Origin of the sequence: Patiriisocius sp. Uisw_047 (genome assembly GCF_047730165.1) — a bacterium.
Taxonomy (GTDB): domain Bacteria; phylum Bacteroidota; class Bacteroidia; order Flavobacteriales; family Flavobacteriaceae; genus Patiriisocius.
Genome location: NZ_CP159834.1, coordinates 2,795,558 through 2,807,823 on the forward strand (window position 1 = coordinate 2,795,558; position 12,266 = coordinate 2,807,823).

The window sequence follows — 12,266 nt, forward strand, 5'->3', positions numbered from 1 at the left end:
CTATTGCTCCTTAAGGGTTCTTGTTTCGTAAAAGCGGTCGATGATCTTTTTGTAACTCTTTATAGTGTTCTTCGCCCATTGCAGTTCGAGCTCCAGCTTTTCTTCTTCGGAAAGCTGCCAGTCAAGACCACTCAGCTTCATCTTTGTAACTAGGTACTGCATAATGATCGCAGCAGACACCGAAATATTCAAACTCTCTGTAAAGCCATGCATTGGTATTTTAATCAAGGCATCTGCTTGCTCTAAAACACTCTCAGTCAAACCATCTTTTTCTGTTCCAAAAAACAATGCACTCTTTTTAGTAAAATCAAAATCGTGTAAATAACTAGCATCTGCATGCGGCGAGGTCGCGACTATCTGATAGCCTTGCGCCTTTAAGGTTTCCATACAAGTATTCATGTTATTATGCCGGTGCAGTGTTACCCACTTTTGCGAACCCATGGCAATCTCCTTATCCACACTTTTACCGATGCGCTCTTCTACGAGATGCAAGTCTTGAATCCCAAAGGCATCACAGGACCGCATCACGGCACTGGTATTATGAATCTGATATACATCTTCTGCAACCACTGTAAAATGCTTGGTGCGCTCACAGAGAATCTTGTCAAATCGTTCTTTGCGCTCTTCGGTTAAGAAGCCTTTTAAATGTTCTAATAATGCTATGTCCAATTTTTAATTTAATTTAGGATTAAAAATAAGGAAACAAGGGACAATGTAAAAATGGATGGAGGGTTAATTGTTGTGAAATCTTTTTGTCACTTTTAGAGTACTTGGAAAAAGATAGTAGCGTGTGAGTTATAAAATGAAAATATTAAACAGACCAGGGAATACTCGAGCTTTCCTATATTAGCGAATACAAGGACAATAATCAAAATGTAATGAAAATAGCAATACTAACAGGTGCTGGTATGAGCGCAGAAAGCGGACTAAAAACTTTTAGAGACTCTAATGGCCTTTGGGAAGGACACGACGTGATGGAGGTAGCAACACCAGAAGGTTTTGCTCGTAATCCAGCTTTGGTACTTGACTTCTACAACCAACGTAGACGTCAATTACTGAAGGTACAACCTAATGCAGCACACCTTGCTTTAGCGCGACTGCAAGAGGATCACGACGTTCATATTATAACCCAAAACGTAGATGACCTTCATGAACGTGCTGGAAACAAACACGTGCTCCACCTCCACGGCGAACTCCTTAAAGCACATAGCTCCGGTAATGCCCAAAACATAAAACATTGGGACAAAGACATCCTGCTAGGTGACTGCTGCGAAAAAGGCCATCAATGGCGACCGCATATCGTATGGTTTGGCGAGGCCGTTCCCGCGATGGATGAAGCAATAGGTATTGTTGAAAATGCAGCAATCCTAATTATAGTGGGAACCTCGATGCAAGTCTATCCCGCAGCTGGCTTAATGGAATATGCTCCTGCCTACGCAAAGCTTTATTTTGTAGACCCTAATCCTTCACTTTCTTCAAATAAGCAACTCACCGTGATTGCCGAAAACGCTACTACTGGCGTTGAAAAGGTACTTAAATTGATTAATGATCTTTAAGGAGGATTTTACATACAAAAGAAAGAATGACGAATTTCTAATCTTGATCATATGAACTACGCTAAAGCATACTGAGCAAATAGACTCGCGGGAGCGCAATGGGTGATGAAACATCCTGAGACCTTGCCAGAATTAATTGATTATGTCTACCTCAAAACACAAGAAGAAAATAATCACAAAGCCGCTTGAATACTCGAGTTTATGGTATTGGGAAACCTAAGCCTACTGTACCCGCATCTGGACTTATTTTTTAAAGGCATCACATTTCCGAAGAAAGACCAAACAGTAAGACCCTTGGCAAATATCTCTGAAAAACTATGCCTTGCTTATTATAAAAACTCTAAGAAATACGTCAAACCGCCTTTGACAGCAGCACATAAAGAGGTCCTAGTCGGGGCGAGTTTTGACTGGATCATAGCAGACAAAAAAAGTAGCTTGCCCCACACACGCACACACATCACGATCTGCCTGTACCACATAGGCAAAGAAATAGACTGGATTCACCTAGAATTAAAAATCATCCTTGAGCAGAAAACACCAACAGGATCTGCCGGCTATAAAAACCAAGCAGAAAAAATAATTTCCATGATTACAAACAGATAGTGTTAATTGCAATGCCGTTAAATCGGGACTATTTATCTTTGTAAGATGCAACACTATTCTGAAAAAACAACTACAAAACAAAAAGACCGAGAAAACAAAGTAACTATGCTTTCTGCGTTTAAGACCATTATCTGGCCGCGCCGTAATATTGTACTTGTGGGCTTACTCCTTATCGTGATTGGCCGTCTCGCAAGTCTTGTATTACCTTGGAAATCTAAAGCGCTTCTCGACACCGTTATCCCAAATAAAGATATAGCTGGCTTAACAGAGCTGCTCATTTTTGTGGGTGCCGCCTTGTTAGTACAAGCAATTACTTCTTTCTTTTTAACCAAAGTATTGAGTGTACAAGCACAATACCTTATTAGCGAACTCCGCGCCCAGGTGCAGAAAAAAGTTCTCTCCTTGCCTATTAGCTTTTTTGACAATACAAAGTCTGGCGCGCTCGTATCCCGTATTATGAACGATGTAGAAGGTGTTCGTAATTTAATAGGAACAGGCTTGGTCCAACTAGTAGGCGGGACTTTGACCGCGGTTATTTCTATTGTGTTTTTAATAAAGATTAATCCTTGGATGACCTTGTTTGTGTTTTTGCCGGTCACCTTATTTGGCTTAGTGGCATTGAAAGCGTTTAAATACATCCGTCCTATTTTTAGGAACCGCGGAAAAATTAATGCGGAAGTTACCGGGCGTTTAACCGAGACCTTGGCTGGGGTTCGCGTAATTAAGGGATTTAATGCGGAAGCGCAAGAGAACAAAAGTTTTGAAGAGGGTGTGGATCGCTTGTTTCAAAACGTAAAAAAGAGCTTGATCGCTACGGCGATTATGTCTAGCTCCTCTACTTTTTTATTGGGACTTGCCTCTGTGGGTATTATGGGAATAGGTGGTTATTTTATGATACAAGGCACGATGACCGTAGGCCAATTTCTTTCGTTTACACTGTTTCTTGGATTGATGATAGCGCCTATTGTACAAATGAGTAATATAGGAAGCCAACTTACCGAAGCTCTTGCAGGTCTGGATCGAACAGAAGAGTTAATGAATATAGTCCCAGAAGAAGAAATGCAAAACCGCACAGTGACCTTAGACCGCATAAAAGGACACCTAGAATTTAAAAACGTGACTTTTGCCTATGATAATGGTAAAGATGTACTGCACAGTATGAACCTTGACGTAGAAGCGGGAAAAGTAATCGCGCTCGTAGGAAGCTCTGGATCTGGAAAATCTACCATGGCAGGATTGGCGGCTACTTTTTTAACACCTACAGCTGGAGTGGTAAGCATTGATGGAGTAGATTTAACAACGGTAAAACTAAGCAGCTACCGTAAACATCTAGGTGTTGTATTGCAAGATGAGTTCTTATTTGAAGGCACCATACGCCAGAACATTATGTTTGCCAGACCCAATGCCAGTGAAGCAGCAGTGCAGGCCGCTGTAAAAGCAGGCTATGTAAACGAGTTTACAGACCGTTTTGAAGACGGGCTAGAAACTCTAATTGGCGAACGTGGAGTAAAACTCTCTGGTGGCCAACGCCAGCGTATCTCTATCGCACGCGCCATACTTGCAGACCCGAAGATTATCATCCTTGATGAAGCCACTTCTAATCTTGATACAGAAAGTGAAGCCTTGATCCAGAAATCACTGAACGAACTCATTAAAGACCGAACTACCATCATTATCGCCCATAGGCTGAGCACGATTAAAAAGGCAGACCAAATCTTGGTGATAGAAAACGGGAAGATTGCAGAACGTGGCAATCACGATGCCTTGATTGCCAGTGAGGGCAGGTATTTTGATTTGTACACATACCAAGCTAAGATATAACAGTTCCTTATCTACACTTTTCATTGACCACTTTAAGGATTTTTAGGAATAATTTTAGTGGTTTTTTTATATGCTTTTTTTGGATAAATCAATAGCATCCTTTTATATGTTGGCGTTTGGGCGGCACTACATTTCCCATGCTTTAACAAAAGGTGTTTTTATTTTAAACCCTTCATTTTCAAATAAATTACCGTTTGATCAACCATTCATACTTTCAAATTACCACTAGATAAAAAAAATACCACTAGATAAGTATAAAGAAAATAAGCTTTACCGATCAAGTATATTTATCTCGAGCAATACTGCTTTCAAGAATCTTTAAATATACTTTTTATGAAAAAATTTAACATTATAACTCTAATCATGCTTTTGTTAAGTATCAATATTAGCGCACAAGTAACAGATTTAAGAGGTCCTTATGGAATGGTGTTTAATGGAAATGACTTATATATTGCAGAATATGGTGCAAATAAAATTTCTAAAATAGATATTAGCGAAACTAATCCCACAAAAACAAATGTAATAACAGGAATAACAAACCCACTTGGAGCTTTAATAAATGAAAATGATTTATATATTACTCAAAGATTCCCAGGAAGAATTTCCAAATTTGAACTACCCGTATTATCAGTGGAAAACATTTCTCAAATAGATTTATTTAACATATATCCTAATCCTGCTACAGCTATTATTAGTATTCAAAATAACTCCAATTTCGAATTGGAAGGAATTCGCATTTATGATATTAATGGGAGATTAGTTGCTCATCATATAGCAGAAGACAATAATAGCAATCAAACCATTAATGTATCTGATCTTGCTTCTGGTATTTATATGCTTCACATATATAACAATCAAGCAATAACAATTAAAAGATTAATAAAAAACTAGCACCATATTTTCACCTCATAGAAATGCCTTTGTTTAAATAGCAAAGGCATTTTTTTATTTTTAAACGCTTCATTTAACAAATGAATTAACGCTAGATCAACCATTGATCCAAAAAAAACGCAGTAAATAAAGTAATAGACCATTGACAGATAATTTATGTAAGGACGTGGGCTCAAGACATTAAAACTTCTAATGACATACCTACGAAATAAAGTAAAGCTATTAAAATGTCGCGTTTTGAGTGTTGCCAATAAAAGTCTTATACTCAGAGAGGCAATTTATAAAGTATAAGTACATCTAAACGTCACAAAGCGTGGTTGTATGAATGTTTCCGAGGTAAAAACAGAAACGTCATTTGCATTACTTCGTACTTGAGAATCTATGTCCAAAAGATTCGTTGCTTTTAATTCATACTCCCACTTTGCATCTCTATCTTTTCTATAGGCCAGCGTTGCATCCCAATTTTGAAAAGACTGTGATGTTCTGTCACCTAGGTCTTGATTGGTGTAGCTGTAATTAGTACGAAACGTGACTCTTTTTTTAATATACGCATCGAACTCGATGGAGGGCGCGTTTGTAACAAAGGTGGTCTTGCGGCTCCCTTGATTATTGTTTATCACACTATATCGGTATCTCAAATTTACATTAGGCGCTACTTTAAAATTAGTGCGAATTCCTGGCGTGTAGCTCTGCGTATACCCCTCATTCAATGACTTTTCACCCTGAATAAATTGATTGATTTTACTATATCTAAAACCAGTATTTATGCTGGCCCGTATCTTCCCAAAGGTACGCTGCACACGCCCAGAGATATTCACATTTTCATCTGCAAAATTTGAATTGAAAAAAGAACTAGTACGGATCACGTTTTCAAAATTTGTTAAGCTTCGCACTTGATCCATATTACTGGAGTAAGATGCTCGTGCAAATACATTGGTATAATTAAAAAGATTAAAACTGCTGTAAAACAAACTCACATTTTGTGATAAAGCATTCTGTAAATCTGGCTCGCCAAATTGTAAACTATTATAATCATTGAGCACCAAGCCTTGTGCTAATCTAGTTACATCTGTAAATTGATTACGCATATCGTATCGTAATGTTAATGCTTCACTCTTTTTAAACTGAATACGCGTTTCAAAATCTGGTAAAATACGGAAGAAGTTATCTTTAAATGTCTCTCCAAACTGGCTGTTATTATTACCATAGGCGTGCACTGAGAATCCTGGGGTTACCGTAAACTTACCGCTCTTAATTCGATAGTGTACGCCTAGATAGACATCGCTAAAATTATATTCTGTATCGTTTGTTGCACGGCCCTCATTAAAGGTAGGTATAGGATCAAAACGCGAGCCATCCTCTAGAAACTGGAAAATATTTGAATTAAAAGATTGTCTACTTAGTATGGTCCCAAGGGTTAGATTGATATTACTCTTTGCATTTAAGATATTATAGTAATCTAGTTTGGCATCCAGTTGGTTAGATTGTATCCGTCGGTTCTGACCTAAATTATACGTAGATAAAGAAGTATCTAGACCCAAGGCGTCTGCCGTGGTATCAAAGGCATCCACCTCATCAGGGTTATTATCTAGAATAGCACTGTAAAATGGATCTTCATCTTTAAGCAGATGCTGTGCTTCAAAAGCAAAGATGTTTGTTTCGTTTAGGGTGAAATAATAATTTATATTCTGGTTTACACTGTAAGGAGTAACCTCATCCACTTGCCTAGTCGTGCCGATCACCGATGAAAACACATTTTGATTTTGCCTATCATTAGACACGCGACTCAAAATATCATAATCTAATTGATTGCTAGCATTGGGCTGGTAAGAAGCACTTAGTTTTAATAAGCCTTGATTAGATCGTTCTGTACTCGATTGTTCCGTTGCCTCATCTGGAATGTTTAAATCTGGGTTTGTATACTGCACAAAACGTGATTCTCTAGAAAGAATCCGGCTGCTATTATAAATAAGAAATCCACTCAAATCAAGCCCAGGATTCGGGGAGTAACTAAAATTACCCGTTGCTAATTGATTTTCAATTTCTAAGGCATTGGCCTGCGAGGTCAAAAAATCAAGGCTGTTATCCCCAAGATTGATGCTGGTACCACTGCTGCTACTTGGTGCTCTAAAACCACCGCCAAAACTTCTAATATCACGACGTGTGAGTGCTGCTTCTCCAGTATTGTTCAGGTCTCCTATAAAGTTTATACTGTATTTTGGGTTGTAATAGAATAACTTGGGTTGTAGTAAATATAATTCATTTTCTGGAGCCACACCTGCTCCTGCCGTTACAGAACCAAACCAAAAACTTTCTTTTCCTTCTTTGAGTTTGATGTTAATGGCCACATTGTCTTGGTTATTTCGCACGCCACTAAGTTGACCTACTTCAGCGTAATTACGTAAGACCTCAATTTTTGAGACTGCGTTTGACGGAATGTTTTTTGTTGCTAACTTGGTGTCACCATCAAAAAAATCTTTGCCATTTACCATCAACTTGTTCACAACCTTACCTTCTACCTCTATATTCCCATCCTCATTGATCTCGACGCCGGGTAAATTTTCCAGCACATCTTCTAGCTTGCGTTCCGTTCCATCTTTAAAAGAATCTGCGTTATAAATCAAGGTATCACCTCTTACCACTACGGGCATTTCATAAGTCAACTCTACCGCATCTAAGGCATTATCCATAAAGAGGCTGTAATTTTTAGTGATGTTGGTTTCCTCAGAAGAAAGTAGTACTTCGTACGTCTTCATTCCTACATAACTCACTTGTATTTTATAGCTACCATTTGCACCAAGATCCATCGAATAGGCACCTTTTTCACTGGTAACACTATAAGCCTCTAGGCCACTTGTGGCAACGTTTATAGCAACCACGTTTGCCAATTCTAATGGTACATTGAGGCTATCGCTCACAACGCCTTGAAGTTTAATCTGAGCATAGGCGCTACTAGCGCACAGCAAGAGTACGAAACAAACTATATTTCTCATTGACTTTTTTTACTAGTGGTTAGATAAATATGTAAGGAATTACTCTTAGTTTCTTCTTCTGCCGCGGTTGTCTCTCATTTCCATCATTTTTCCTTGGATCGTCGCTTGGTAGTCACTTTTAGCGATTTCTTTTCCTTTATCAGCAGGTTCGATTTCGAGTGTTTCTTCTGGGTTAAGCACAACCTTAGAACACAGCATCGTGGTATTGCCGGCACTTACTTCTAGGATAAGACCTGGAAGTCCCCAATATTCTGCAGGACCGTGACGCACTGGAATTTGTAGCGTATACCAAGCCTCTACTTCTGTCATATTTACTTTAGGTTCTTCTAGCACTGCAGCAATAGAATCTGAAGTCTTCTCTTTGGGTGCCTCTCTTAAATCACCCCAGGAAAAATCATACCAAGTAAGTTCTGATGTGGGTATAGACGCCGTTGCTTTAAAGGTCATATATTGTCCTATTTTCTTCGATTCTGATCCCATCTTCCAGTCAATCGCTTGGAGTTTATCTTTTACCAAAAACTTTTTACCGTAAAACTCTTGGCTTTGTACTAGCTTATTTTCTTTCACATTTTTATACTGATCTCCTCTTGCAAAGTTATTTCCCCAAGAGTCTGTTGCTCCAGAGATGGCATCCATTTGGTCTTCTTCTTTAAAAACAGAAGCTTCTTTATTAAAATTTAACACGTATGTTTTTTGAAGTCTATTTTTTAAGCGTCCTTGGATTTGCTTTTTTTGTGCTTCACTCATCCGTGAACCCCAGCTACCTAACTCCATTTTAGATTTTGAAAAATAAAAAGCCTGACCCTGAAACTCCTGATTGCTCGGCTTGAAGGATACAAGCAGTATAAATGAGCATAATATTGTAGATAATGTGATAAAGAATGTTTTCATAAATAATAAAAATTAATGTTGAACAAATCTAACCTAAAGCTAAACGGTTTAATTCTAATTATCAAAAGATTAACAGTCAATCCTAAATATTCTGCGAAATTTGGCACGTTTTGCAGATAGAAGATTTCTTATAAATTTACCAAAACGAAAGTTTATCAGAAATATACTTTGACTCTTTTCTAGGAGGGCGTTTTATTTATGTAACATCTTTATGAATTTCTACTTTATAGGAAAACCTTATTTTTCACGAGTAGTAAATTACATTTCAATCACGACGCGGTCTACACCCCTGCGTATTTTTTTCATCCCTGAAAACATATCATCTTCTGATCGGCTCCCAACCGCTAGCAGTAGCACAGACTTTAAACCTAACTCTTTTAAACCAAGATACTCGTCATATTTATTTGGGTCAAAGCCCTCAAGCGGGCAGGCGTCTATTTCTTCCATAGCACAAACCGTTAATAGGTTTCCCAAAGCAAGATAGGCTTGTTTCACCATCCAGCTAGTAATTTCAGTTTCGGTTTTTTCTGAGAAGGAGGTGGTTAAGAAGGACTCAAAAGGTGCGAGAATTTCTCTAGGTGTTTTACGTAGTTTTTCTATTTTATTAAAATATTTTTTAATGTATTCGCTCGTCATTGTCGTCTCAATACAAAGGACCAATACGTGAGAACAATCTTTTACTTGTGGTTGATTCATCGTCATTGGGACGAGGGCTTCTTTCATTTTATCTTCGGAAACAATCACCATTTTTAATGGTTGTAACCCATAAGAAGTCGCAGTAAGATTAAAGGCTTCTTTGAGTATATCCAGTTTTTCTGGGGAGAGTTTCTTGGTTGCGTCAAACTTTTTTGTGGCATAGCGCCATTGTAATTTTCGTATAATTTCCGAAGCCATAATCTGTATCTTTGAGCTGCAAAAATAATACTAAATGGTCTTCCTACATACAGAAAATCCATCGTTAGTCTTTATTTAACTATAAGCCAAATGGAAAAACTAGAACTTCTCATTAAACGCAGCGAAACCAGAATCTTTAAAGCCGTATTCCCTAATACAACCAACCATTATGATACACTCTTTGGTGGGACAGCCCTACATATGATGGATGAGGCGAGTTTTATCTGTGCTACACGGTTCAGTAGAAAAAAAGTTGTGACAGTGTCTACAGATAAGATTGACTTCACTTGCCCTATACCGCAAGGTAGTATCATAGAACTCATTGCAAAAGTGACCAAAGTTGGAGTCACAAGCTGCGTCGTGCAAGTAGATATTTTTATGGAAGATATGTACAGTTATGATCGAAGTAAGGCCGTGACGGGGATCTTTACTTTTGTGGCGTTAGGTGAAGATATGAAGCCTATTACGATTGTAGGATAATTTTATTGAATGGACGTAGCACTAAGTAGAACGCATTGAAACATAACTCTTACATAGCAAATCTAGCTTTTTTGTGTGGACCTTTCAGTAGGGATGAAGTTAATTTGAGTGCTGAAAACTCTATAAAATGATCTCTATTGATAATGAACAGCGCATGTATCAACTTATTAAATGATGTAATAACTATAAACAATAAATAATTCTTATAGTTGCGTTTTTGTTTAACTATATTCGCTCAAGAATAAACTAAAGAAATATGGACCTAATTAATGAAGCTCTCGAATTTGAGAAAGAAAAAATGAGACATATGTCTACTAGTGATAGAGTAGTCGCCTCAAGAGAAGCAAAACGTTTAATTCTAGCCTTAAATGAACTGTATAAGTCATCTAAGGATACTAACATTATGGATATAATGAAACGTTTAACTGCTAAGAAGAAGAAAATTGAAATTCGCTTAAAGGGAAGACCAGACCCAATGTTTTAAGGGATGCAATTAAATGTTTTAGGCACAGCACTTGAACCGTGCTGTGTGGATCCCGCTACAGGATATTTTAGAGATGGCTACTGCCGTACGATGTCTCAGGATACGGGTACACATATTGTATGTGCGATTATGACGTCAGATTTTTTGAACTATACTAGGCTAAAAGGCAACGATTTATCTACCCCTATTCCACATTGGCAATTTCCTGGACTCATTGCAGGCTCTAAATGGTGCTTGTGCATCTCTAGATGGTTAGAAGCTGAAAAAGCAGGCGTCGCGCCTCCTATAGTTCTTGAAGCTACTCTTGACAAGGCTTTAAAATACACCACACTAGCGCTTCTTAAAAAATACAAAGTTCCCTCTTAATTATATTCAGACGTAAGACTTTCTGGTGCTATGGTACCCACGAGTGTTTCCATAATACCTTGCGCTGCTCTTTCACCCGCTATCATCGCTGCATTTAGCGACCCATTAAGCTGCGTATCTCCACCAAGAAAGATTCTTGAATTCAATCGCGTTTCCGAAGGAAGCATCTCATAATGCAAGCCACTCAGTGCTGGCAACGCTTGTGGAATTGAATAGTGTTTTATAAAGGTAAGAACTCGTATATCGCAATACTGCTGCAATTCTTCCTCTACTTTAAGTATTAAATCTTCTTTTGATAATCGATGCTCTTTTACAACAGTAACGGAGAGTAATTCGCCTGTACCCGAAGATTTCGTTTCGACGCTTGTATGATAAAATATATTATTGATAAGGGCATCTTCATCCGCGATAAGCCCAATAATTGGTTTCTCAATGTTGCGACTATTTGTTTCAAAATATAAGGTATCGCAAGATTTCCATTTCGTTTCTTGATTTCTCAGATTAGCGATCAGCGCACTCGGGGCTGTTGCCACAATGGTAAAATGACTTTCTAGTTTTGCACCATCAGCAAGAAAAATAGTATCCTCTTCAATAGCCTTTACCTTGGTGTCAAAACGAAAGCTAGTTTGCTTTAAATTCTCTTTTAACTGTCGCGGTATCGCCTCCATCCCAGCTTTTGGCACTGCCGCAAAACCTTCTCCAAACATTTTATAAACAAACTCAAACATTCTAGAAGATGTTTTAAGTTGCGGTTCTAGAAAAATGCCACTAAAAAATGGTTTGAAAAATCTAGTAATCATTTCTTCTGAAAAACCAAAGTCCTTTAAATACTGCAAAGTGGTTAGTTCTGTCTTTGTGAAAATCTCAGAGAGCTTGGTTTTTTTTAGGAGTCCATTTAGCTTCAATATTTTCACTTTATCTGATAACGTTCCTATTCCAGAAAAGAGCGTTGGGATGAGTAAGGAAAGATTTCTTAAAGGATCTCCTAAGGTTTTTGAGGTGCCGTTATTATAAATGGTTGCGCCCGGCAGCAAGGGTTGCAATTCTAATGCTTTGAAATTTAAATATTTCTTTGCGGCGGGATATGACGTTAACAACACCTGAAAGCCGTGATCTAATTGATATCCATGTTCCACATCTGTTTTCACTCTTCCACCTACGCGATCTGTTGCCTCTATGACAACTGGACTATACCCATTATCTTCTAAAACACGCGCAGCTATTAGTCCGCTTATGCCAGCACCTATGATGTGTATTTTGTAGTCCTGTCTATCCATTGCTGTATGA

12 protein-coding genes are annotated in these 12,266 nt (G+C 38.1%); 7 read left to right on the forward strand and 5 right to left on the reverse strand.

What is annotated here, in order from left to right:
• Window positions 1-669: a TrmH family RNA methyltransferase gene (locus ABXT71_RS12200; RefSeq protein WP_415371639.1), complete on the reverse strand. Its 669-nt coding sequence runs from the start codon at window positions 667-669 to the stop codon at window positions 1-3.
• Window positions 670-878: 209 nt separating this feature from the next.
• Here ABXT71_RS12200 and ABXT71_RS12205 point away from each other — a divergent pair, with 209 nt between their 5' ends.
• The 4 genes from ABXT71_RS12205 (at window position 879) to ABXT71_RS12220 (ending at window position 4,871) form a co-directional block, all read left to right on the forward strand.
• Entirely contained in the window at window positions 879-1,556 is a 678-nt protein-coding gene (locus tag ABXT71_RS12205; protein WP_415371640.1) for an SIR2 family NAD-dependent protein deacylase, read from the forward strand.
• Window positions 1,557-1,757: 201 nt separating this feature from the next.
• Window positions 1,758-2,159: a hypothetical protein gene (locus ABXT71_RS12210; protein WP_415371641.1), complete on the forward strand. Its 402-nt coding sequence runs from the start codon at window positions 1,758-1,760 to the stop codon at window positions 2,157-2,159.
• Between the two features lie 45 nt (window positions 2,160-2,204).
• Window positions 2,205-3,980 (forward strand): ABC transporter ATP-binding protein, encoded by a 1,776-nt coding sequence (locus tag ABXT71_RS12215; RefSeq protein WP_415371642.1) that lies wholly within the window; start codon window positions 2,205-2,207, stop codon window positions 3,978-3,980.
• 333 nt (window positions 3,981-4,313) lie between these two features.
• Window positions 4,314-4,871, forward strand: coding sequence for a T9SS type A sorting domain-containing protein (locus ABXT71_RS12220; protein WP_415371643.1), 558 nt, complete (start codon window positions 4,314-4,316; stop codon window positions 4,869-4,871).
• A 278-nt stretch (window positions 4,872-5,149) separates the two neighbouring features.
• Here the strand turns inward: ABXT71_RS12220 and ABXT71_RS12225 are convergent, their stop codons facing one another.
• The 3 genes from ABXT71_RS12225 to ABXT71_RS12235 form a co-directional block, all read right to left on the reverse strand.
• Window positions 5,150-7,864, reverse strand: a complete 2,715-nt coding sequence (locus ABXT71_RS12225; RefSeq protein ID WP_415371644.1) for a carboxypeptidase regulatory-like domain-containing protein — start codon at window positions 7,862-7,864, stop codon at window positions 5,150-5,152.
• A 45-nt stretch (window positions 7,865-7,909) separates the two neighbouring features.
• The gene (locus ABXT71_RS12230) at window positions 7,910-8,755 is read right to left on the reverse strand and encodes a GLPGLI family protein (protein ID WP_415371645.1); all 846 of its coding nucleotides are present in this window, start codon (window positions 8,753-8,755) and stop codon (window positions 7,910-7,912) included.
• 258 nt (window positions 8,756-9,013) lie between these two features.
• Complete coding sequence (locus ABXT71_RS12235; protein ID WP_415371646.1) at window positions 9,014-9,649, reverse strand: NAD(P)H-dependent oxidoreductase; 636 nt, start codon at window positions 9,647-9,649, stop codon at window positions 9,014-9,016.
• A 90-nt stretch (window positions 9,650-9,739) separates the two neighbouring features.
• On the opposite strand from ABXT71_RS12235, the gene ABXT71_RS12240 reads away from it, so the two are divergent.
• The 3 genes from ABXT71_RS12240 to ABXT71_RS12250 all read left to right on the forward strand — a co-directional run bounded on the left by ABXT71_RS12240 (window position 9,740) and on the right by ABXT71_RS12250 (window position 10,979).
• Complete coding sequence (locus tag ABXT71_RS12240; protein ID WP_415371647.1) at window positions 9,740-10,129, forward strand: acyl-CoA thioesterase; 390 nt, start codon at window positions 9,740-9,742, stop codon at window positions 10,127-10,129.
• Window positions 10,130-10,385: 256 nt separating this feature from the next.
• On the forward strand, window positions 10,386-10,613 hold the full coding sequence (locus tag ABXT71_RS12245) for a hypothetical protein (RefSeq protein ID WP_415371648.1): 228 nt from the start codon (window positions 10,386-10,388) through the stop codon (window positions 10,611-10,613).
• Window positions 10,614-10,616: 3 nt separating this feature from the next.
• Window positions 10,617-10,979 (forward strand): DUF2237 family protein, encoded by a 363-nt coding sequence (locus ABXT71_RS12250; RefSeq protein ID WP_415371649.1) that lies wholly within the window; start codon window positions 10,617-10,619, stop codon window positions 10,977-10,979.
• On the opposite strand, the gene ABXT71_RS12255 is transcribed toward ABXT71_RS12250, so the two are convergent.
• Window positions 10,976-12,256, reverse strand: coding sequence for an NAD(P)/FAD-dependent oxidoreductase (locus tag ABXT71_RS12255; protein ID WP_415371650.1), 1,281 nt, complete (start codon window positions 12,254-12,256; stop codon window positions 10,976-10,978). The genes ABXT71_RS12250 and ABXT71_RS12255 overlap by 4 nt on opposite strands.
• Window positions 12,257-12,266: the final 10 nt, after the last annotated feature.

Coding starts and splice junctions, on each gene's coding strand:
- ABXT71_RS12230 (WP_415371645.1), bottom strand. CDS start 8,755: ATGAAAACATTCTTTATCACATTATCTACAATATTATGCTCATTTATA.
- ABXT71_RS12235 (WP_415371646.1), bottom strand. CDS start 9,649: ATGGCTTCGGAAATTATACGAAAATTACAATGGCGCTATGCCACAAAA.
- ABXT71_RS12255 (WP_415371650.1), bottom strand. CDS start 12,256: ATGGATAGACAGGACTACAAAATACACATCATAGGTGCTGGCATAAGC.
- ABXT71_RS12245 (WP_415371648.1), top strand. CDS start 10,386: ATGGACCTAATTAATGAAGCTCTCGAATTTGAGAAAGAAAAAATGAGA.
- ABXT71_RS12215 (WP_415371642.1), top strand. CDS start 2,205: ATGCAACACTATTCTGAAAAAACAACTACAAAACAAAAAGACCGAGAA.
- ABXT71_RS12250 (WP_415371649.1), top strand. CDS start 10,617: ATGCAATTAAATGTTTTAGGCACAGCACTTGAACCGTGCTGTGTGGAT.
- ABXT71_RS12205 (WP_415371640.1), top strand. CDS start 879: ATGAAAATAGCAATACTAACAGGTGCTGGTATGAGCGCAGAAAGCGGA.
- ABXT71_RS12210 (WP_415371641.1), top strand. CDS start 1,758: ATGGTATTGGGAAACCTAAGCCTACTGTACCCGCATCTGGACTTATTT.
- ABXT71_RS12225 (WP_415371644.1), bottom strand. CDS start 7,864: ATGAGAAATATAGTTTGTTTCGTACTCTTGCTGTGCGCTAGTAGCGCC.
- ABXT71_RS12240 (WP_415371647.1), top strand. CDS start 9,740: ATGGAAAAACTAGAACTTCTCATTAAACGCAGCGAAACCAGAATCTTT.
- ABXT71_RS12220 (WP_415371643.1), top strand. CDS start 4,314: ATGAAAAAATTTAACATTATAACTCTAATCATGCTTTTGTTAAGTATC.